Origin of the sequence: Amycolatopsis sp. NPDC049691, assembly GCF_040675005.1 — a bacterium.
Classification (GTDB): Bacteria; Actinomycetota; Actinomycetes; order Mycobacteriales; family Pseudonocardiaceae; genus Amycolatopsis.
Genome location: NZ_JBFANX010000001.1, coordinates 392,267 through 411,802 on the forward strand (window position 1 = coordinate 392,267; position 19,536 = coordinate 411,802).

The following is a 19,536-nucleotide window of genomic DNA, read 5'->3' on the forward strand; positions in this document are numbered from 1 at the left end:
AATGACTGAGACTCCCGCCAAGCACGAGGTCGGCTCACCCGCCGACGCGCTCGCGCAGACCCAGACCTCCACCGCGGCCATCGCCGACTTCGGCATCGACACGACATCGATGTCAACCGGCGAAGCGATCCGCGACTACTTCGCGCGCCTGCGGGCCGGTGAACTCGGCGCGCTGCCGTCGCTGTTCGGCCTGCTCGTGCTCGTCATCCTGTTCAGCGCGCTGTCGGACAACTTCCTGACCCTGGCGAACATCGCCAACGTCTTCCCGCAGGGCGCCGGCGTGATCATCATCGCGATGGGCATCGTCTTCGTGCTGCTGCTCGGCGAGATCGACCTCGCCGCCGGTGTGGCCTCGGGGACGGCCGCGTCGGTGATGGCCCTGCACTACGTCCACGCGGGCAACCTGCTGGGCTCCATGGGCTCCGGCGTCTTCATCACGTTCATCGCCGTGCTCGCCGCGGCCATGCTGCTGTCGGCCTACCAGCGGATCTGGGCCGGCGCCGCGTTGTCGCTGATCGGTCTCCTGATCGTCGCGATCGGCGTGCCCGCGAACGCCTGGCTGGAGATCCTGCTGGCCATCTGCGTCGGTACCGCGATCGGCTGCATCACCGGGTTCCTCGTGTCGAAGATCGGCATGCCGTCCTTCGTCGTGACGCTGGCGCTGTTCATCGTGTGGCAGGGCGTCCTGCTGCAGTTCATCGGTGAGGGCGGCACGATCGGCATCACGAACTCCGACGTCCTGTACAAGATCGCCAACGGCAACCTGAACACCCTGGGCAGCTGGATCTTCTTCCTCGTCGCGGCCGGCGGCTTCGCCGTGGTCACGCTGCTCAGCCACTTCAAGCGGCTCCAGCGCGGCCTGGTCGTGCAGCCGACGGCCCTGGTGCTGATCAAGGTCGGCGCGCTCGTCGTGCTGTCCGCGGTCGGCACCTGGCTGCTGACGATCAACCGGTCGCCGAACAAGACGGTCGTCACGATCGAGGGCGTCCCGTACGTCATCCCGCTCATGCTGGTGCTGCTGGTCGCCGGGACCTACGTGCTCAACCGGACCAAGTACGGCCGGTTCGTGTACGCGGTCGGCGGCAACAAGGAAGCCGCGCGCCGCGCCGGTATCGACGTGCCGAAGATCCGGGCGAGCGTGTTCGTCATCGGGTCGGCGGTCGCGGCCATCGGCGGCATCGTCGCCGCGTCGAAGGTCGGCTCGGTCAGCCCGCAGTCCGGTGGCCTCAACACGCTGCTGTTCGCGGTCGGCTCCGCCGTCATCGGCGGGACCTCGCTGTTCGGCGGCAAGGGCCGGGTCTCCGACGCGGTGGTCGGCGGCCTGGTGATCGCCGTGGTCATCAACGGCCTCGGCCTGCTCAAGCAGCCGGCCGCGGTGGTCAACATCGTCACCGGCCTGGTCCTGTTGCTCGCCGCCACGGTCGACGCGCTGTCCCGGCGCCGCGCGGCTGCGTCGACTCGCTGAACCAGCATGGGATGATCAAGCCCGTGTCCAGCTCACCCGTCGCGCGTCCGGACGAGGTGCGCCGGCACAACCGCACGACCCTGCTCCGCCTGCTGCACGTCGGCGGGCCGAGCACCCGGGCGACCCTGGCCGCCGAGCTGGGGCTCAACCGGAGCACGATCAAGACCCTTGTCGACGGGCTGGCGGAAGCCGGCGTCGTCGAGGAGAAGGTGCCGAGGCCGGGACGAGGGGCGGGCCGCCCCTCGCTCCTGGTCCTGCCCCAGCCCCACGCGGCGGTCGTGCTCGCGGTCGACCTGCAGGTCGAGCACGTCGCGATCGCCCTGGTCGGGCTGGGCGGGCAGATCCTGGGCCGCAACAGCTGGAACCTGCGCGGCCGGATGGGCCAGCCCGACGAGGTCATCACGCACGTCATCGAGTCGACGGCCATCCTGGCCGGCGACCTCGACGTGACCCCGGTGGCGGCCGGGGTGTCGGTGCCCGGCGTCATCCGGCGGGCCGACGGGTACGTGCACGAGGCCCCGAACCTGCGCTGGACCGACGTCGCCCTGGGCGAGCGGCTCGGCGGGGTGCTGCAGATCCCGATCCTCGTCGGCAACGACGCCGAGTTCGGCGCGGTGGCCGAGCACCTGCGCGGGGCCGCCCGCGGGGCGTCCGACATCGTGTACATCTCGGCGGACGTCGGCGTCGGCGGCGGCGTCATCGCCGAAGGGGCGGCGCTGCGCGGTGGCTCGGGGTACGTCGGCGAGATCGGGCACATGGTGATCCGCCCGGACGGCCGGCCCTGCTACTGCGGCAGCAGCGGCTGCTGGGAGACCGAAGTCGGCGAAGCGGCGCTGTGCCGGGCTCTCGGGCTGCCGGAGGACACGCCGCGCGGCGCGATCCTGTTCGAGCTGCGCGAGCTGGGGCGTGACCCGGAGGCGGCGCTGACGCGGCTGGCGGAGTTCGCCGAGTGGCTGACGCTGGGGCTGATCAACGTCGTCAACCTGCTCGGGCCACAGCTGGTGATCCTCGGCGACCTGCTGACGGTGCTGCCGGAGGCGGTGCTGCGGCACGTCGGCGCGGAGGTGCGGCGGCGCAGCCTGGTGAGCCGGGCGGTCGGCGGCACCCGGATCGTCAGCTCCGCGCTGGGGGCCGACGTGAAGCTGTTGGGTGCCGCGGAAGTGGCGTTCGAAGTCGTACTGGATTCTGTCTGATTTCTTGTCCGGTTTCGTGTCCGGAATCACTGCTTTTCGCGGCCTCGCCGTGATAAACGCCACGCACTTTGCAAGATGCAGAAAGGCGGCCGGTGCCTGTGCGCACCGGCCGCCTTTCGCGTCTGCGTGGTTACCGCTGGATGTCGGCGGACAGTTCCTTGAGCTTGGCCTCGTGCTCGCGGGCGTGGTGCCCGCAGAAGAGCAGTTCGCCACCTCCGGAGAGGATGGCTCGTACCTGAGCTGCAGCTCCGCACCGGTCACAGCGGTCGGCGGCGGTCAGTTCGGGGCGGGTGAGCGTCGGCGATGTCATGGGGGTCTCCCTCCGTCCCGGCACCGGTCGCCCGGTGCCATCGATCCAGCTACGCCCACTTCGGGACTGATGCCGGGCGCTACGCTCGCTCCCGGCTCCGCGGTGTTCGTGCTTCCACTCTTGCAGACGTTTCGCGGCCCGCAAGTGTTCCCGCGCCGGTGGGACCTGAGTCACGCCGATTTACCCCGGATGTCGTAGCCGCGTCCCGCAATGCAGGAGACGAATACCCGGAGAGTTACGTTTTCCGTGGTCAGGCACCATGGGGTGGTGAGTACGGTGACTTCGCCCCGACGGGTTTCCGGGGTACCCGCTCCGCTCTTGTTCGTTCTCAGCGGAATTTCCATGTACGCGGGCGCGGCGATCGCGGTCGACCTTTTCGGCCACGCGACGCCGGCCGGAGTGGCGTGGCTCAGGTGCCTCGGGGCGGCGGTGGTGTTGCTGGCGTGGCGCCGTCCGGGGCGCGCGGCCTGGCGCGGCCGCGGGCTGGTGCTGGCGATCGTGTTCGGCGTGGTGACGGCGGGCATGAACGTGCTGTTCTACGAGGCCATCGCCCGGCTCCCGCTGGGCACGGTGGTGGCGATGGAGTTCGCCGGCCCGGTCCTGGTGGCGGCGTTCGGCACGCGCTCGGTGCGCGACGTGCTGGCGGTGGTCCTGGTGGCGTGCGGCGTGGTGGCGATCGCGGACGTCCAGCTGTCGGGGTCGGTTCCGGGCGTGTTGTTCGCACTGGGCGCGGCGGCGGCTTGGGCGGGGTACATCGTGCTGGGCAAGCGGGTGGCTTCGACCTCGTCGTCGGGCTTGGACAGCCTGGCGATCGGCTTCACGGCGGCGACGGTGGTGCTGTCACCGTTGGCCTTCGGGACGGGTGAGGTGTGGTCTTCGCCACGGATGCTGCTGCTCGGCGTCGGGGTCGGGGTGCTGTCGACTGTGGTGCCCTACGCGCTGGACCAGGTGGTTCTGCGGCGGGTGGGACAGGCCCGGTTCGCGGTGCTGCTGGCTTTGCTCCCGGTGACGGCGGGGGTGATGGGGTTCGTCTTGCTGGGGCAGGTGCCGTCGGTGCCGGAGGCTGTCGGGACGTTGGCCGTGGTGGCCGGGGTGGCGTTGCGGAGCCGGGACGAGTCCGCGGGGCCCGCGTCGGAGCCGCCGGGGTGAGGCAACCCCGCCGGCTCCCGGAACGGACGAAACCACGGTGAAGTAACCGGCTCCTGTTCGCCGCCGGAGTGCTGGCGGCTGGCTGCGCTGCGACAAAACCACGGTGGAGAAGCCCTGCCTCTGCTCGCCGCCGAGGTGCTGCGGGCCGGCTGCGCTACGGACGAGACCACGGTGAAGTAACCCGGCTCCTGTTCGCCGCCGAGGTGCTGCGGGCCGGCTGCGCTACGGACGAGACCACGGTGAAGTACCCCTGCCCCTTTCGCCGCCGCGATGCTGCCGACCGGCTGCGCTTCGGCGATGGCCACCGGCCCCCGACGGAGTTGTCCACAGCCCGCCCGTGATGTGGACTACCCGGCCCGCCACCCCCTTTTCCCGCGCCTTTCGTCGGACCCTCCCGATACGCTGAAGCGGGGCTCGTCCCCCGGGATGGGCGGGGCCTGCTCGGGCCTGAGGAGGCGGGGTGCCATGACCAAGGCGGCGTCGGCGGCGGCGAAGGACTTCGCGGCCGCCGGAGTGGGCGGGGTCCACCTCGCCTGGGCGGACAACAACGGCATCCCGCGCTCGCGGATCGTCCCCGTCGCCGGGCTCGCCGAGGCCGCCACCCGCGGGGTCGGGGCCACCTCGCTCTTCGCCGTCTTCGACAGCCACGACGCCATCACGTACGGCCACGCCGGCCTCGGCACGCCCTCCGGGGACATCCGGCTCGTGCCCGTCGTCGAGCGGCTGCGGCGGCTCGCCGGGCAGCCCGCGCTCGCCTGGGCTCCCGTCCGGCAGGTCACCCAGAACGGCGCCCCCTGGCCGTACTGCCAGCGGGCCGTCCTCGAAGCGCAGGTCGCCGAGGGCGCGCGGCGGGGGCTGGAGTTCCGGGCCGGCTACGAACTCGAGTTCGCCGTCGCGCCCGCGGGCAGCACCGACGTCGTCACCTCGCCCGGGCACCCCGGCCCCGCCTACAGCCCGCACGCCCTCGTCGGCCTCGACGGTTTCGTCGCAGCCCTGCTGCACGACTTCGCCGCCAACGGCCTGCGGATCGGCCAGCTGCACGCCGAATACGGCGTCGCCCAGCTCGAGCTGTCGCTCGCCGCCACGGATCCCGTCTCCGCGGCCGACGACCAGCTCCTCGCCCGCCAGACCATCCACGCCGCGGCACGCACGCACGGCCTCGTCGCCAGCTTCGCGCCGCTGATCGGGCTCGGCGCCGCCGGCAACGGCTGGCACCTGCACACCTCCGTCCGTCGCAAGGGCCGCAACCTCCTCGAGACCGGCGGCGACGGCAAACCGGCCGACGACGGCTACCTCGCCGGCCTCCTGCGGGACCTCCCGGCACTGACCGCGATCACCGCGCCGAGCGTCCCGTCGACCCTGCGGCTGCGCCCCGGCTACTTCGCGGGCGCGTACGCGTTCTGGGGCATCGAAAACCGCGAAGCGCCGCTGCGGTACGTGCCCGGCTCGCCGCTGCTGGGCGCCGACCACGCGAACGTCGAGCTCAAGACGTCCGATGCCTCCGCCAACCCGTACCTCGCCCTGGCGGTCGTGCTCGCCGCCGGGATGGCGGGCATCGAAGACGCGGTGGCGTTGCCCGGCCCGATCGCCGAGGACCCCGGCGGCTGGACCGAAGGCGAACGCGAGACGCGCGGCGTGCGCCGGCTCCCGGCCGACACCGCCGAACAGGACGCCGCGCTGCTCGCGTCCCCGCGGATCGCCGGCGTGCTCGGCGAAGAGCTGCTGGGTGCCTTCCGCGCGGTGCGGGCGTCCGACGCGGCGTGGGCGGCCGAGCGCAGCGTCGAGGAGATCGTCGCCGCACACCTGTGGCGCTACTGAGGACCTGAGGGGACCGATGTCTTCGGGGATCGACGGCGGGCAGCTCGACCTGTCCGGGGTGCGGTGGCTGCCGGGCGGCGCCCGGCTGGCCGCGGTGGCCCAGGCGGAGCTGCCCCAGAAGGACGGCCTGGCCGCGGCGTTCTGCGGCCTCGCCGCGTTGCGCGCGGCCGGGCTCGACGTGCGCGACCAGGACGCCGTCGCGGTGGCCGCGGGCACGGTCCGCGGCCCGGTGCAGCGCCCGCCGGGCGAGGCGGGCCGGCCGGAGTTCCGGCTGCCCGTGCCCGTGGCCGACGACCCGGCCGCCGCGGGAACGCGCGTCTCCGGGCTGGCCACGGCGGTCGGCACGCTCTCGGGCGGCGCTCTGGCGGCGGTGCCGGTGACGGGGGAGTGGACCACCGAGACGCTCTTCGACCTGCTGGCCGGCCTGTGGGACGTCCCGCGCGTCGCGGTGATCGCCCGGATCGACGCCGCCGAGCTCGGCGCCCACGACACGCCGGAACGCGCGCTGCTCGACTACCTCGACACGGGCGTCCCTCCACTGTGGACGTCACGCTGGCGCCCGCCCGGCGGCCACTTCGTGCTCGTCGCGGGCATCCGCATCGGCGCCGAAGGCACCCTGCTGTCCGTTGTGGACACTTACCCGTCGTTCGGGGACAACGGGATCCACGACCAGCCGATCGAGTGGATGACGGCGGCACTGGCCGGATCGGGAGTATTGGTGGTGGTCGACGCGGACCAAGTGGCGGCGACCCGCGAGACGGCCCGCGTCGCCGGGCTCACTCCGTCCTACTGGGACTGACTTCCGCCTCGGCCGCGAAGCGGGAATGCCTGCGGCCGTAGGCGAAGTAGATCACCAGGCCGATCACCAGCCACGCGGCGAATCGGATCCAGGTCAGCACGTTCAGGTTGAGCATCAGGTACAGGCACGCCAGCGCGGCGAGTACCGGCACCACCGGCGAGAACGGCACCTTGAACGGCCGGTCGAGGTCGGGACGGCGGCGGCGCAGCACCGGGACCGCCACCGCCACGATGATCATCGCCGAGAGGGCGCCGATGCTGACCATGTCGGCCAGCTCGGAGATCGGGACGAACGCGGCCAGCACGGCGATCAGGGCGGCGCCGCCGATCGTCATCCGGTGCGGGGTGCCCCACTTGGGGTGCGCGGTGCCGAGTGCCTTGGGCAGCAGGCCGTCGCGGCCCATCGCGAAGCCGATGCGGCCGATCGTCACCAGCTCGACCATCATCACCGACGTCAGGCCGGTCACCGCGCCGAGGGAGATGAGCGCGCCGACCCAGTGCTGGCCGACCCGGTCGAACGCGTCGGCCAGCGGCGCGCCCGTGTCGATGTCGGTGAACGGGATCATGCCGGTCAGCACGATCGACACGCCGATGTAGAGCAGCGCGCAGACGCCGAGCGCGCCGAGGATGCCGACGCGGAGGTCCTTGCGCGGGTTGAGCGTCTCCTCGCCGAGGTTCGCGAGCGCCTCGAACCCGGTGTAGGCGAAGAACACGACCGCGGCGGCGGTGACCATGCCGGCGATGCCGTAGACCGACTGCTCCAGCCCGAGCGCGGCCTGCACGATCGGCTGCTCCAGCACCGTCGACCCGCTCTCGGGCGCCTGGGCGGGCGGGATGAACGGCGTCAGGTTCGCGCCCTTGACGAAGAACAGCCCGACCGCCAGCACCAGCACGCAGACGGCGACCTTCACGCAGACGAGCAGGTTGGTCAGCCAGGCCGACTCCTTGATCCCCAGCACGGCGACCACGGTCAGCACGGCGATGATCAGCACCGCGCCGACGTTGACCTTCGCGTCCTCGCCGAACCAGTCCGGGGACAGGCCGAGCAGGTTGGCCAGGTAGCCGGACCACCCGCGCGACACCACGGCGGCGCCGAGCGCGAACTCCAGCAGCAGGTCCCAGCCGATGATCCAGGCGAAGACCTCGCCGAGGGTGGCGAAGGCGTAGGTGTAGGCGCTCCCGGCGGTCGGCACGCTGGAGGCGAGCTCGGCGTAGCAGAGCGCCGCGAGGCCGGCGACGATCGCGCCGAGCACGAACGACAGCGTCACCGACGGCCCGGCGTGGGTCTTCGCCTCGACGCCCGCGAGGGTGAAGATGCCGGTGCCGATGATGATCCCGACGCCGAACCCGACCAGGTCGCGCCCGCGCAGCCGCCGCTTGAGCTCCCCGGAGTCCTGGCGCTTCAGGACTTCGTCCACGTTCAAGGTTCTCCGCACACCCATGAGGAGAAGTTAGAAGGTCACGGGGGTTCCCGCAGATCGGCGGCGGCGAGGCCGTTCTCCTGGGCGAGGATCGCCGCCTGGACGCGGGAGCGCAGGTCCAGCTTGGTCAGGACGCGGGAGACGTGGGTCTTCACCGTCGTCTCGCCGATGTAGAGCCGGGTGGCGATCTGGGCGTTGGACAGGCCGGCGCCGAGGCAGCCGAGCACCTCGCGTTCGCGGTCGGTGAGGGTATCGAGCCCGCGCGGGACGGGCGCCGGCTCCCGGTTGGCGGCATAGGCGGTGATCAGGCGCCGCGTGACCTCCGGGGCGAGCACGCCTTCCCCGGCCGCCACGCGCTTGACGGCCTCGATCAGCCGGGGCGCCTCGACGGATTTGAGGAGGAAGCCGGCCGCGCCGGCCTGGAGCGCGCCGTCGACGTACTCGTCGAGGTCGAAGGTGGTGAGGACGAGCACTTCGGACAGGCCTTCGGCGAGCAGCTGGCGGGTGGCGGTGATGCCGTCGGTGCCGGGCATCCGGACATCCATGAGGGTGACGTCGGGCCGGAGGGCGCGGGCTTGCCGCACGGCGGCGGCGCCGTCCGCGGCCTGGCCGACGACCCGGACGCCCTCGGCGTTGTCGAGGATCATGGCCAGGCCGTCGCGGATGGCGGTGTGGTCATCGGCGACCAGGACGGTGACGGTCATCGGGTGGGGCCAAAGGGGAGTTGGCCGGTGGTGGGCACGCGGGCTTGCCGCTCGGCAGTCGTGACCATCGGGTGTGTGAGGCCGAGCGCGCGTTGGCTGGACGGGGCGGTGGTCAGCGCGCGGGTTCGCCGTTTGGTGGGGGCGGCCATCAGGTGGCGTCCAGGGCTTGCCGGGTGGCCGAGCGGATGCCGGCCGTCCGGAGCGGCAGCCAGCGCGCGGGCTTGTCGCTCGGCGGCGGGGAGCATGGTCATCGGGCGGTGCCTTCCGGTGGGCCTACCGGAAGCTCCGCGCGGACCAGCCACCCTTCGCCCGATGGGCCGGCCGTCAGCGTTCCGCCCACCGCGTCCGCCCTCTCGCGCATGTTCAGCAGCCCCGTCCCCGAGCCGTGGGCCGCCTCGGGTGGGGGGTGGCTCACCTCGTTGCGGACCTGGACCTCCAGGATCCCGTCGAAATGCCGGATGTCCACGTCGACCTGGCCGCCGTCCGGGGCGTGCTTCGCCGCGTTCGTCAGGGCCTCCTGGGCGATCCGGTACGCCGTCAGGTCCACCGCCGTCGGGAGCGGGACCTTCTTGTCCACTGTGGACTCGACCTTGACCGCCAGGCCGCTCGCCCTCGCCGACTCGACCAATCGGGACAGTTCGGCCAGGCGGGCGGGCGCCGTCGTCTCCGCGCTCGTGCCCTCGGCTTTCAGCAGGCCGATCATCGCCCTCATCTCCGCCAGTGCACTCACGCTGTTCGCCCGCACCGACGCCAGTACCGTCTTCGCCAGCTGCGGGTCCGACAGCGACAACGCCGCCTCCGACTGGATCGCGATGGCCGAAAGGTGCCCGGCGATCACGTCGTGCAGGTCACGCGCCATCCGGCCGCGTTCGGCCGCCACCGCCGCCCGGCGGTCGAGCTCCGCGATCTTCGCCAGCTGGCCCGCGTTCGCCCGCTCGGCGTCGGCGATGTCGCGCTGCTGGCGGATGTTCGCCGCCCACCACACCGGGGTCAGGACGAACGGCAGCGTGCCCACCGCGGCCAGCACCGCCGTGCGCCACTCCTGCCCGAGCAGCAGCACCCCGGCCAGCACGGTCACCACCGACAGCGCCGCGACGCCGATCATCACCCGGCTCGTGCGCCGCGAGCCGTACAGCGTGGCCGCGTACAGGAAGTCCGTGTAGATGACCACCACCGGCAGCGACGGGCCCAGCCCGATGTCCACCGCCAGCACCGCCGTGGCCAGCAGCAGCGCGCCCGGCACCCACCGGCGGAGCAGCTCCAGACCACACAGCGCGGTCAGCTCCAGCAGCCGCACCCACACGGGCGCGTGGTCGTACGCGGTCACCAGCCGGTGGATGCCGCTCGCGTAGACCAGGACGCCGACCACCCACGTGGCCAGGGCGATCACCGCGTCCTGCTGCCACGCCGGGAGGGCGCGGAGGCGGGGAATGGACATGTGACCATCCCAGCACACCGGGTGACCGGGGCGCGTCCTACGAAGTGATGACTCCCGGTCCTGCTTTCCGACGACGCGCTCCGGGCGGCCCGCGGGCGAGCCTGGGAGCGTGAACGAGATCGGGAAGTTCCTCGCGGAGAATCCGGCCGCCGCCGTGGTCGCCGCGGGCGAAATCGGGTTCTGGGTGCTGATCGCGGCCGGGCTCACCGTGCGGTACGTGCTGCGCGCCCGGCGCGCCTCCGTGCTCCTGCTGGCCATGGTGCCGCTGATCGACGTCGTGGTGCTGGTGGCCACCGCGCTCGACCTGGCCGGCGGGGCGAAGGCGAACTTCACCCACGGCCTCGCCGCCGTGTACCTCGGGTTCAGCGTCGTCTTCGGGCCCGGCATGGTCCGGTGGGCCGACGCGCGGTTCGCGCACCGGTTCGCCGTCGGCTTTCGGGGGGTTCCGGGTGGCGAAGCCCCCGGCCCGGGGCGAAGCCCCGGTTGCCACAGCGGGCCGCCGCCGAAGCGGCAAGGGCGGGAGAAGGCGCGGCACGAATGGCGCGAGTTCGGCAAGTGCCTGCTCGCCTGCGGGCTCGCGGCCGTGGCGCTGCTGGCGGCGATCTTCGCGATCGGCACGCCGGAGCAGGTCGCGCCGCTGTGGGACTGGTTCCCGCGGCTGGGCACCGTCGCGGCGATCTGGTTCGTCACCGGCCCGCTCTGGCAGGAGCTGGCCGGCCAGGCGGAGGTGCGGTCGTGATCGAGCTGCTCGGGATCCTGCTGGTCGTCCAGGGCGCGGGCGGGCTGCTCAACCGGCTGCTGGAGGCGGGCTCGCCGAGCTGGTTCCTCCAGCTGCACCTGCTGCCGCCGTCGCTGCACGTCGCGGCGAGCGTCGTGATGGTGCTGGCGGGTGCGGGGGTGCTGGTGGCAGGCCGGCGGCACAGAGGACGGGGGTGACGTCGTCCGTGTCGATCGGGGCTTCGCCCCGGGCCGGGGGCTCCGCCACCCGGACCCCCCAAAGCGGCCGTGCAGATGGCGGGAAAGGCCCGGCACCGGAATGCTGGTCACCGTGCCCGACGAGATCCCCGCCCGCAGCGCCCTGCACCAGCTCGCCGACCGCTACGGCGTCGCCACCCGGTACGAGAACGCCGACCAGGAGTGGGTCGAAGTCGAAGACGACGTCGTCGTCGCCGTGCTGGGCCAGTTCGGGGTCGACGCCACCAGCGACGACGCCGTCGCCGAAGCACTCGCGGCGCGGGCGCCCGACGAACTGCCGCCGACGATCGTGCTGAAGGAAGGCGTCAGCCGGCCGCTGCCCGGCGACGCCGAGATCGTGCTCGAAGACGGCAGCCGGCGCGCCACCACCGGCGAAATCCCCGGCGACCTGCCGCTCGGCTGGCACCGGGTGGTCACCGCCGAGCAGGACGTCGTGCTCGCCGTCGTCCCCGCGAAGCTCCCCGACGTCCCGCCCGCCTGGGGCTGGATGCTCCAGCTCTACGCCCTGCACTCGGCCGGCTCGTGGGGCATCGGCGACTACGCCGACCTCGCCACCTTCGCCGCCCGCTCGGCCTCGGAGCTGGACGCCGGCGTCCTGCTGGTCAACCCGGTGCAGGCCTTCAGCCCGGCCCACCCGGTCGAACGGTCGCCGTACTCGCCCGCGAGCCGGCGCTTCGCCAACCCGATCTACCTGCGCGTCACCGCCACCGAGACGTTCGCCAAGGCCGACGCGGCGACGCGGGAAGCGGTCGAGTCGCTGGTCCCGGACCGCGACGGCGAGCTCATCGACTACGACAAGGTCTGGACGGCCAAGCGCGCCGCCCTCGAGCTGCTGTGGCCGCACCGCGCCGAGGAGCTGCCCGAAGACCGGGACCTGCTGGACTTCGCCCTCTTCTGCGCCCTCGCCGAGCAGCACGGCGCCGACTGGCGGGACTGGCCGGAGCCCCTGCGGGACCCGGCCGGGCCCGAGGTGGAGAAGGCCCGCGAAGAGCTGAAGGAGCGCGTCGGGTTCCACGCGTGGCTGCAGCACCTCTGCCGGATCCAGCTGGACGACGCCCGCAGCCGGGCCCGCGCGGCCGGGATGGCCGTCGGGATCGTGCACGACCTGCCGGTCGGCGTGCACCCAGGCGGGGCCGACACCTGGGCGGTGCGCGACGTCTTCGCCGCCGACGTCCGCGTCGGCGCGCCGCCGGACGCCTTCAACCAGCAGGGCCAGGACTGGAACCTGCCGCCGTGGCGGCCGGACAAGCTCGCCGAGGCCGGGTACGCGCCGTTCCGGGACGTCATCCGCGGGGTGCTGCGGTACGCCGACGGCATCCGCGTCGACCACATCGCCGGGCTCTGGCGGCTGTGGTGGATCCCGCCGGGCGAGCCCGCGCACCGCGGCACGTACGTCCACTACGACGCCGACGCCATGGTCGGCGTGCTCGCGCTCGAGGCGCACCGGGCCGGCGCGGTCGTCGTGGGGGAGGATCTCGGCACGGTCGAGGAGACCGTCACCGAGACCATGCACGAACGCGGCATGCTCAGCTCGGCCGTGCTGTGGTTCGAACGCGACTGGGACGCGCCGGGCAAGCCGTTCACCAGCCCGGGCACCTGGGACCCGGAGGCCATGGCCAGCATCTCGACGCACGACCTGCCGACGGTCTCGGGCTGGCTTCAGGGTGAGCACGTCCGGGTCCGGGCCGAGCTGGGCCTGCTGGACCGCGGGGTCGAAGCGGAGAAAGAGGCGGCCGCCGCCGAGCGGCAGGCCCTGCGGGAACTCCTTGCCCGCGAAGGGATTCCGGACGACGACATGGTCGTCGCGCTGCACACCCTGCTCGCGCGGGCCGCGTCCCGGCTGGTGCTGACGTCGCCGGCGGACGTCTCGGGCCAGGTGCGGCAGCCGAATCTGCCCGGGACGGTCGACCAGTACCCTAACTGGCGGATCCCCCTTCCCGTCAGTGTCGACGGCTTCTTCACCGCGAAGGGGGTGCGCGCCGCGGTGGCGCCGCTCGCAGCGGCGCGTCCCCTGCCCGGGTAACGGGTACCCCCGCGCACACGACTCTCGTCCGTCAGCGCGGACGACCGGCACGACCCGAAAGCTCGAGGAGACCCCAGTGCGGCCCTGGCCCGGAACGCCCTACCCGCTCGGCGCGACCTACGACGGAGTGGGCACGAACTTCGCCCTCTTCTCCGAGGTGGCCGAGCAAGTCGAACTGTGCCTGTTCGACGCCGAGGGCAACGAGACGCGGTACGCGCTCGAAGAGGTGGACGGCTTCGTCCACCACGGCTACCTGCTCAACGTCGGCCCGGGACAGCGGTACGGCTTCCGCGTGCACGGTCCGTACGACCCGGCCCGCGGCCTGCGCTGCAACCCGAACAAGCTGCTCATCGACCCGTACGCGAAGGCCGTCTCGCACGGCGTGAAGTGGGACGAGTCGCTGTTCGGCTACCAGTTCGCCAACCCGGAGGAGCGCAACGACGCCGACTCCGCCGGCCGCGTGCCGTACTCGCTGGTCGCGAACCCGTTCTTCGACTGGGGCAACGACCGCCAGCCGAAGCGGCCGTACAACGAGACGGTCATCTACGAGGCCCACGTCAAGGGCATGACGGTGAATCACCCGTTCGTGCCGGAGGCGCTGCGGGGCACCTACGCCGGGATGGCGCACCCCGCGGTCGTCGAGCACCTGCAGAAGCTCGGCGTGACGGCGGTGGAACTGCTGCCGGTGCACCAGTTCGTCTCCGACCACGGGCTGGAGGAGAAGGGCCTCACGAACTACTGGGGCTACAACACGATCGGCTACTTCGCGCCGCACGACTCCTACGCCGCGATGCCCGGCGAGGGCGGTCAGGTCCAGGAGTTCAAGGGGATGGTGAAGGCCTTCCACGAGGCCGGCATCGAAGTGATCCTCGACGTGGTTTACAACCACACCGCGGAGGGCAACCACCTCGGGCCGACGCTGTCGATGCGGGGCATCGACAACGAGGCCTACTACCGGCTGGTGGAGGGGGAGCCCGAGTACTACATGGACTACACCGGCACCGGGAACTCCCTCAACGTGCGCAACCCGCACACCCTGCAGCTGATCATGGACTCGCTGCGCTACTGGGTGACGGAGATGCACGTCGACGGCTTCCGCTTCGACCTCGCCTCGGCCTTGGCGCGCGAGTTCTACGACGTCGACCGGCTGTCGACGTTCTTCGACCTCGTGCAGCAGGATCCGATCGTGAGCCAGGTGAAGCTGATCGCCGAGCCGTGGGACGTCGGCCCCGGTGGCTACCAGGTCGGCAACTTCCCGCCGCTGTGGACGGAGTGGAACGGGCAGTACCGCGACACCGTCCGCGACTTCTGGCGCGGCGAGCCCTCGACGCTGGGGGAGTTCGCGAGCCGGATCACCGGCTCGTCGGACCTCTACCAGGACGACGGCCGCCGCCCCTTCGCCTCGATCAACTTCGTCACCGCGCACGACGGCTTCACGCTGCGGGACCTGGTGTCCTACAACGAAAAGCACAACGAGGCCAACGGCGAGGACGGCCGCGACGGCGCCGACGACAACCGGTCGTGGAACTGCGGGGTCGAGGGCGAGACCGACGACCCGGAGGTCAACGAGCTGCGCGCCCGCCAGCAGCGCAACATGCTGGCGACGGTGATGCTGTCCCAGGGCGTCCCGATGATCCTGCACGGCGACGAGTTCGGCCGGACCCAGCAGGGCAACAACAACGTCTACTGCCAGGACTCCGAACTGTCCTGGATGGACTGGGAGCTGGCCACCGAGCACGCCGACCTGGTCCGGTTCACCGCCGGGCTGGGCGCGTTCCGGCACCGGCACCCGGTGTTCCGCCGTCGCCGGTTCTTCCAGGGCGGCCCGGTCGGCAAGGGCGACAAGCTCGGCGACATCGCCTGGTTCACCCCGGCCGGCGAGGAGATGACCGAGCAGAACTGGGACGACGGCTTCGGCAAGGCGGTCGTCGTCTTCCTCAACGGCCAGGCGATCCCGGACCTCGACGCCCGGGGCATGCCGGTCGAGGACGACTCGTTCCTGCTCGCGTTCAACGCCCACTACGAGGACATCGACGCCAAGCTGCCGGGCAACGGCTACGGCCAGGCCTGGACCGTCGTCATCGACACCGCCGCCGGCGAGGTCGAGCCCGCCGACGCGAAACCCATCGAAGGGGGTGGCCAGTTCACCCTGCCCGCCCGTTCCCTGATCGTGCTGCAGCGGACGGAGACGGAGTCCGAATGACGGTGCCGGAGTCGACCTACCGGGTGCAGCTGCGTCCGGAGTTCACCTTCAGCGACGCCGCCGGCATCGCCGGTTACCTGCGCGACCTGGGCATCGGCGCGCTCTACGCCTCGCCGGTGCTGGACGCGGCACCCGGCTCGACGCACGGCTACGACGTCGTCGACCCGACGAGGGCACGGCCCGCGCTGGGTGGCGAGGACGCCCGCCGCGAACTGAGCGCACTGCTCAAGGAGCTCGGGCTCGGCCTCGTGGTCGACATCGTGCCGAACCACATGTCGGTCGAGGTGCCGAAGGCGAACAAGTGGTGGTGGGACGTGCTCGAGCACGGCCGCGACTCCGAATACGCGTCCTTCTTCGACATCGACTGGGCGCGCGGCCCGCTGCTGCTGCCGGTGCTCGGCGACGACGACGCCGTCGCCGAGCTGACCGTCGACGGCGACGAGCTGGCCTACTACGACCACCGGTTCCCGATCGCGCCCGGCACCGGAGGCGGGACGCCCCAAGAGGTCCACGAGCGCCAGCACTACCGGCTGATCGGCTGGCGCCGCGGCAACGCGGAGCTGGGCTACCGGCGGTTCTTCGACATCACGAACCTGGCCGCGGTCCGCGTCGAGGATCCGAAGGTGTTCGCCGCGACGCACGGCGAGGTGCTGCGCTGGGTCGCCGACGGCGACGTCACCGGCCTGCGCGTCGACCACCCGGACGGCCTCGCCGACCCGGGCGGCTACTTCCGGCGGCTGCGGGAGAACGCGCCGAACGCGTGGATCGTCGCGGAGAAGATCCTGCACCCCGGCGAGCCGCTGCCGCAGAGCTGGCCGGTCGACGGCACCACCGGCTACGACGCCCTGCGCGAGATCGCCGGCGTCTTCGTCGACCCGGCGGGCGAGCCCGGCTTCACCGAGCTGGCCACCGAACTGGGCGTGAAAACCGGCTACCACCGCGTCGAGGCCGAGGCCCGGCGGCTGGTCACCGACCGCATCCTCGTCGCCGAGGTCCGGCGGATCGCGGCGCTGGTGCGCGGGATCGACCAGGACGCGGCGCGCGAGGCCGTCGCCGAGACCATGGTCGCGTTCCCCGTCTACCGCTCGTACCTGCCCGAAGGCGCGGCGCACTGGGCGGCCGCGATCGCCGGGGCCCGCCAGGCGCGCCCCGACCTGGCCGCCGCGCTGGACACGCTCGACGCGCAGGTCCGCGCCGAGCCGGACGGCGAGCTGGCCACCCGGCTCCAGCAGACGTCCGGCATGGTCGTCGCCAAGGGCACCGAGGACACGACGTTCTACCGCTACACCCGCTTCGCCGCGCTCAACGAGGTCGGCGGCAACCCGGACCGGTTCGGCCTGGCCGTCGAGGAATTCCACCGGCTGGCGGCCGAGCGCGAGGCCGGGCACCCGGCCGCGATGACGACGCTGACCACGCACGACACCAAGCGCTCGGAGGACACCCGCGCGCGGATGGCCGTGCTGGCGGAGCTGCCCGGCGAGTTCGCCGACGCCGTCCGCCGCTGGACGGTGCGCCGCGCGATCGCCGAGCCGGCGCTGAACCTCCTCGCCTGGCAGACGCTCGTGTCGACGTGGCCGATCGAGCCGGCCCGCCTGCGCGACTACCTCGACAAGGCGGCCAAGGAAGCCAAGCTCCGGACCAGCTGGACCGACCACGACGAGACGTTCGAAGCCGACGTCGCCGCGTGGCCGGAAGACGTCATGGCCGACGCCGAGCTGGCGGCGGACATCGAAGCGTTCGTCGCGCGGATCGAAAAGCCCGGCTACGCGAACTCGCTCGGCCAGAAGCTCGTCCAGCTGACCGCGCCCGGCGTCCCCGACGTCTACCAGGGCACCGAGCTGTGGGACTTCTCGCTGGTCGACCCGGACAACCGCCGCCCGGTCGACTACGCGGTCCGCCGCGAGATCCTGGCCCGGATCGCCGACGGCGAGCAGCCGGAGATCGACGCGTCCGGCGCGGCGAAGCTGCTGGTCGTGCACAAGGCGCTGCGGCTGCGCCGGGAGCACCCGGCGCTGTTCCGCGGCTACCGGCCGCTGCGGGCCGAGGGGCCCGCGGCGGAGCACGTGCTGGCCTTCACGAGGTCCGCCGACCTGGCCGTCGCGGTCACCCGGCTGCCGGTCGGCCTGGCAGCCGCCGGCGGCTGGCGCGGCACCGTGCTGCCGCTGCCCGACGGCGTCTGGACCGACGTCCTGACCGGCCGCGAAGCGACTTCCGACGTGGCCACCCTGTTCGATCGGTACCCCGTCGCGTTGCTGGTGCGAGGAGACGCATGAGGTTCAGCGTGTGGGCCCCGTCCGCCGGGCGGGTCCGGGTGAGCGTCGACGCCGGCGTGCACGAGATGACCGCGGGCGAGGGCGGCTGGTGGCACGCCGAGGCCGACGGCATCAACTACGCCTTCCTGCTGGACGACGACGAGAAGCCGCTGCCCGACCCGCGGTCGCGGTGGCAGCCCCACGGCGTCCACCGGGAGTCGCGCGTCTACGACCACGGCGAGTTCCAGTGGACGGACGACGCGTGGCACGGCCGCCAGCTGCCCGGCGGCGTCCTCTACGAGCTGCACGTCGGGACGTTCACCGAGGGCGGCACCTTCGACGCGGCGATCGACCGGCTCGACCACCTCGTCGACCTCGGCATCACCCACGTCGAGCTGCTGCCGGTCAACTCCTTCGACGGCACCGCGGGCTGGGGTTACGACGGCGTGCTCTGGGGCGCGGTCCACGAGCCCTACGGCGGGCCCGACGGCTTCAAGCGGTTCGTCGACGCGGCGCACGCGCGCGGTCTGGCCGTCGTGCTCGACGTCGTCTACAACCACCTGGGCCCCTCGGGGGCCTACCTCGACAAGTTCGGGCCGTACTTCGCCGGCCAGAACGACTGGGGCCCCGGCCTCAACCTCGACGGCGCCGGCTCGGACGAGGTCCGCCGGTACGTGCTCGACAACGCGCTGAGCTGGTTCCGCGACTTCCACGTCGACGCGCTGCGCCTGGACGCGGTGCACGCGCTGCTCGACCGGCGCGCGGTCCACCTGCTCGAACAGCTGGCCACCGAGACCGAGGCGCTGTCGGCGGCGCTGAACCGGCCGCTGACGCTGATCGCCGAGTCCGACCTGAACGACCCGCGGCTGGTGACGCCCCGCGAGCGCGGCGGGTACGGCCTGCACGCGCAGTGGTCGGACGACTTCCACCACGCACTGCACGTCAAGCTCACCGGCGAGACGTCCGGCTACTACACCGACTTCGCCGCGCCGGACGCCGTCGAGCGGGTCCTGCGCGAGGTGTTCTTCCACGCCGCCACCTGGTCGTCATTCCGGGAGCGGACCCACGGCCGCCCGGTCGACACCCGGACCGTGCCGGGCCACCGCTTCCTCGCCTACCTGCAGAACCACGACCAGATCGGCAACCGCGCGACCGGCGACCGGCTGTCCGCGACGGTCTCGCCGGGCCGGCTGGCCTGCGGCGCGGCGATCCTGTTCTGCTCGCCGTTCACGCCGATGGTGTTCATGGGGGAGGAATGGGCGGCGAGCACACCGTGGCAGTTCTTCGCCTCCTTCCCGGACCCGGAGCTGGCCGAGGCGGTCCGCACGGGCCGCCGCCGCGAGTTCGCCCGGCACGGCTGGGGCGAGTCCGAGGTGCCCGACCCGATGGACCCGGCGACCGTCGAGCGCTCCCGGCTCGACTGGGCCGAGGCCGAACGGCCCGGTCACCGAGAGGTGCTGGACCTGTACCGCGCGTTGATCCGGGTGCGCCGCGACCACCCCGAGCTGGCGGATCCGCGGGTCGACGGCCTGCGCGTCGACGCCGCGCCGGACGGTTCCTGGCTCGTGCTGCACCGCGGCGCGCTGCGGCTGGCCGTCAACTTCGGCGAAGGCCCGGTCACGCTCCCCCTCGGGGCCACGACGACGGTGCTGACCTGGGCGGACGCCACTGTGGACGGGGGCGCCGCGCAGCTGCCGCCGGACACCTTCGCCCTCGTCGAAACGGCGGCGGCCCGGTAACCGTCCCGGGATAGGGGCGCGGCGGACCGGCCGGATCTGGGACGATTC

The 19,536-nt window shown here is 72.4% G+C and carries 15 protein-coding genes; 11 read left to right on the forward strand and 4 right to left on the reverse strand.

All coding sequences use genetic code 11. From position 1 onward, the window contains the following. Window position 1 precedes the first annotated feature (1 nt). Window positions 2-1,465 (forward strand): ABC transporter permease, encoded by a 1,464-nt coding sequence (locus AB0J40_RS01930; protein ID WP_364446177.1) that lies wholly within the window; start codon window positions 2-4, stop codon window positions 1,463-1,465. An 11-nt stretch (window positions 1,466-1,476) separates the two neighbouring features. Next, entirely contained in the window at window positions 1,477-2,658 is a 1,182-nt protein-coding gene (locus AB0J40_RS01935; RefSeq protein WP_364446179.1) for an ROK family transcriptional regulator, read from the forward strand. Window positions 2,659-2,788: 130 nt separating this feature from the next. Here AB0J40_RS01935 and AB0J40_RS01940 read toward each other — a convergent pair whose 3' ends face one another. Continuing rightward, a complete protein-coding gene (locus AB0J40_RS01940) occupies window positions 2,789-2,968 on the reverse strand; it encodes a hypothetical protein (protein ID WP_086674396.1) in 180 nt (59 codons plus the stop codon). 342 nt (window positions 2,969-3,310) lie between these two features. Here AB0J40_RS01940 and AB0J40_RS01945 point away from each other — a divergent pair, with 342 nt between their 5' ends. The 3 genes from AB0J40_RS01945 (at window position 3,311) to AB0J40_RS01955 (ending at window position 6,734) form a co-directional block, all read left to right on the forward strand. Beyond that, a complete protein-coding gene (locus AB0J40_RS01945; RefSeq protein WP_364446182.1) occupies window positions 3,311-4,117 on the forward strand; it encodes an EamA family transporter in 807 nt (268 codons plus the stop codon). A 465-nt stretch (window positions 4,118-4,582) separates the two neighbouring features. Further along, entirely contained in the window at window positions 4,583-5,935 is a 1,353-nt protein-coding gene (locus tag AB0J40_RS01950) for a glutamine synthetase family protein (RefSeq protein WP_364446185.1), read from the forward strand. A gap of 16 nt (window positions 5,936-5,951) precedes the next feature. Then, window positions 5,952-6,734 carry a hypothetical protein gene (locus tag AB0J40_RS01955; RefSeq protein ID WP_364446188.1) on the forward strand — a complete coding sequence of 261 codons (783 nt, stop codon included), beginning with the start codon at window positions 5,952-5,954 and terminating at the stop codon, window positions 6,732-6,734. Here AB0J40_RS01955 and AB0J40_RS01960 read toward each other — a convergent pair. From AB0J40_RS01960 to AB0J40_RS01970, 3 genes are all read right to left on the reverse strand, one after another. Next, entirely contained in the window at window positions 6,712-8,151 is a 1,440-nt protein-coding gene (locus AB0J40_RS01960; RefSeq protein WP_364447267.1) for an amino acid permease, read from the reverse strand. The genes AB0J40_RS01955 and AB0J40_RS01960 overlap by 23 nt on opposite strands. Before the next feature lie 41 nt (window positions 8,152-8,192). Then, window positions 8,193-8,858, reverse strand: coding sequence for a response regulator transcription factor (locus AB0J40_RS01965; RefSeq protein ID WP_364446190.1), 666 nt, complete (start codon window positions 8,856-8,858; stop codon window positions 8,193-8,195). A 247-nt stretch (window positions 8,859-9,105) separates the two neighbouring features. Beyond that, window positions 9,106-10,296, reverse strand: a complete 1,191-nt coding sequence (locus AB0J40_RS01970) for a histidine kinase (protein WP_364446193.1) — start codon at window positions 10,294-10,296, stop codon at window positions 9,106-9,108. A 109-nt stretch (window positions 10,297-10,405) separates the two neighbouring features. On the opposite strand from AB0J40_RS01970, the gene AB0J40_RS01975 reads away from it, so the two are divergent. The 6 genes from AB0J40_RS01975 to treZ all read left to right on the forward strand — a co-directional run bounded on the left by AB0J40_RS01975 (window position 10,406) and on the right by treZ (window position 19,488). Then, the gene (locus AB0J40_RS01975; protein WP_364446196.1) at window positions 10,406-11,035 is read left to right on the forward strand and encodes a hypothetical protein; all 630 of its coding nucleotides are present in this window, start codon (window positions 10,406-10,408) and stop codon (window positions 11,033-11,035) included. Further along, complete coding sequence (locus AB0J40_RS01980) at window positions 11,032-11,232, forward strand: hypothetical protein (RefSeq protein ID WP_364446198.1); 201 nt, start codon at window positions 11,032-11,034, stop codon at window positions 11,230-11,232. Before AB0J40_RS01975 ends, AB0J40_RS01980 begins: the two co-directional genes overlap by 4 nt. Window positions 11,233-11,332: 100 nt before the next feature. Beyond that, the gene (gene malQ / locus AB0J40_RS01985) at window positions 11,333-13,294 is read left to right on the forward strand and encodes a 4-alpha-glucanotransferase (RefSeq protein WP_364446201.1); all 1,962 of its coding nucleotides are present in this window, start codon (window positions 11,333-11,335) and stop codon (window positions 13,292-13,294) included. Window positions 13,295-13,370: 76 nt separating this feature from the next. Beyond that, entirely contained in the window at window positions 13,371-15,497 is a 2,127-nt protein-coding gene (gene glgX, locus AB0J40_RS01990) for a glycogen debranching protein GlgX (RefSeq protein ID WP_364446203.1), read from the forward strand. Continuing rightward, window positions 15,494-17,770: a malto-oligosyltrehalose synthase gene (gene treY, locus AB0J40_RS01995; protein ID WP_364446205.1), complete on the forward strand. Its 2,277-nt coding sequence runs from the start codon at window positions 15,494-15,496 to the stop codon at window positions 17,768-17,770. The genes glgX and treY overlap by 4 nt, the downstream gene beginning before the upstream one ends. Continuing rightward, window positions 17,767-19,488, forward strand: coding sequence for a malto-oligosyltrehalose trehalohydrolase (treZ, locus tag AB0J40_RS02000; protein ID WP_364446207.1), 1,722 nt, complete (start codon window positions 17,767-17,769; stop codon window positions 19,486-19,488). Before treY ends, treZ begins: the two co-directional genes overlap by 4 nt. The last annotated feature ends 48 nt before the right edge of the window (window positions 19,489-19,536 follow it).

Excerpts from the sequence above, each read along its gene's own strand:
- AB0J40_RS01930 (WP_364446177.1), top strand. The coding sequence starts at position 2 with ATGACTGAGACTCCCGCCAAGCACGAGGTCGGCTCACCCGCCGACGCG.
- AB0J40_RS01935 (WP_364446179.1), top strand. The coding sequence starts at position 1,477 with ATGATCAAGCCCGTGTCCAGCTCACCCGTCGCGCGTCCGGACGAGGTG.
- AB0J40_RS01940 (WP_086674396.1), bottom strand. The coding sequence starts at position 2,968 with ATGACATCGCCGACGCTCACCCGCCCCGAACTGACCGCCGCCGACCGC.
- AB0J40_RS01945 (WP_364446182.1), top strand. The coding sequence starts at position 3,311 with ATGTACGCGGGCGCGGCGATCGCGGTCGACCTTTTCGGCCACGCGACG.
- AB0J40_RS01950 (WP_364446185.1), top strand. The coding sequence starts at position 4,583 with ATGACCAAGGCGGCGTCGGCGGCGGCGAAGGACTTCGCGGCCGCCGGA.
- AB0J40_RS01955 (WP_364446188.1), top strand. The coding sequence starts at position 5,952 with ATGTCTTCGGGGATCGACGGCGGGCAGCTCGACCTGTCCGGGGTGCGG.
- AB0J40_RS01965 (WP_364446190.1), bottom strand. The coding sequence starts at position 8,858 with ATGACCGTCACCGTCCTGGTCGCCGATGACCACACCGCCATCCGCGAC.
- AB0J40_RS01970 (WP_364446193.1), bottom strand. The coding sequence starts at position 10,296 with ATGTCCATTCCCCGCCTCCGCGCCCTCCCGGCGTGGCAGCAGGACGCG.
- malQ (WP_364446201.1), top strand. The coding sequence starts at position 11,333 with ATGCTGGTCACCGTGCCCGACGAGATCCCCGCCCGCAGCGCCCTGCAC.
- treY (WP_364446205.1), top strand. The coding sequence starts at position 15,494 with ATGACGGTGCCGGAGTCGACCTACCGGGTGCAGCTGCGTCCGGAGTTC.
- treZ (WP_364446207.1), top strand. The coding sequence starts at position 17,767 with ATGAGGTTCAGCGTGTGGGCCCCGTCCGCCGGGCGGGTCCGGGTGAGC.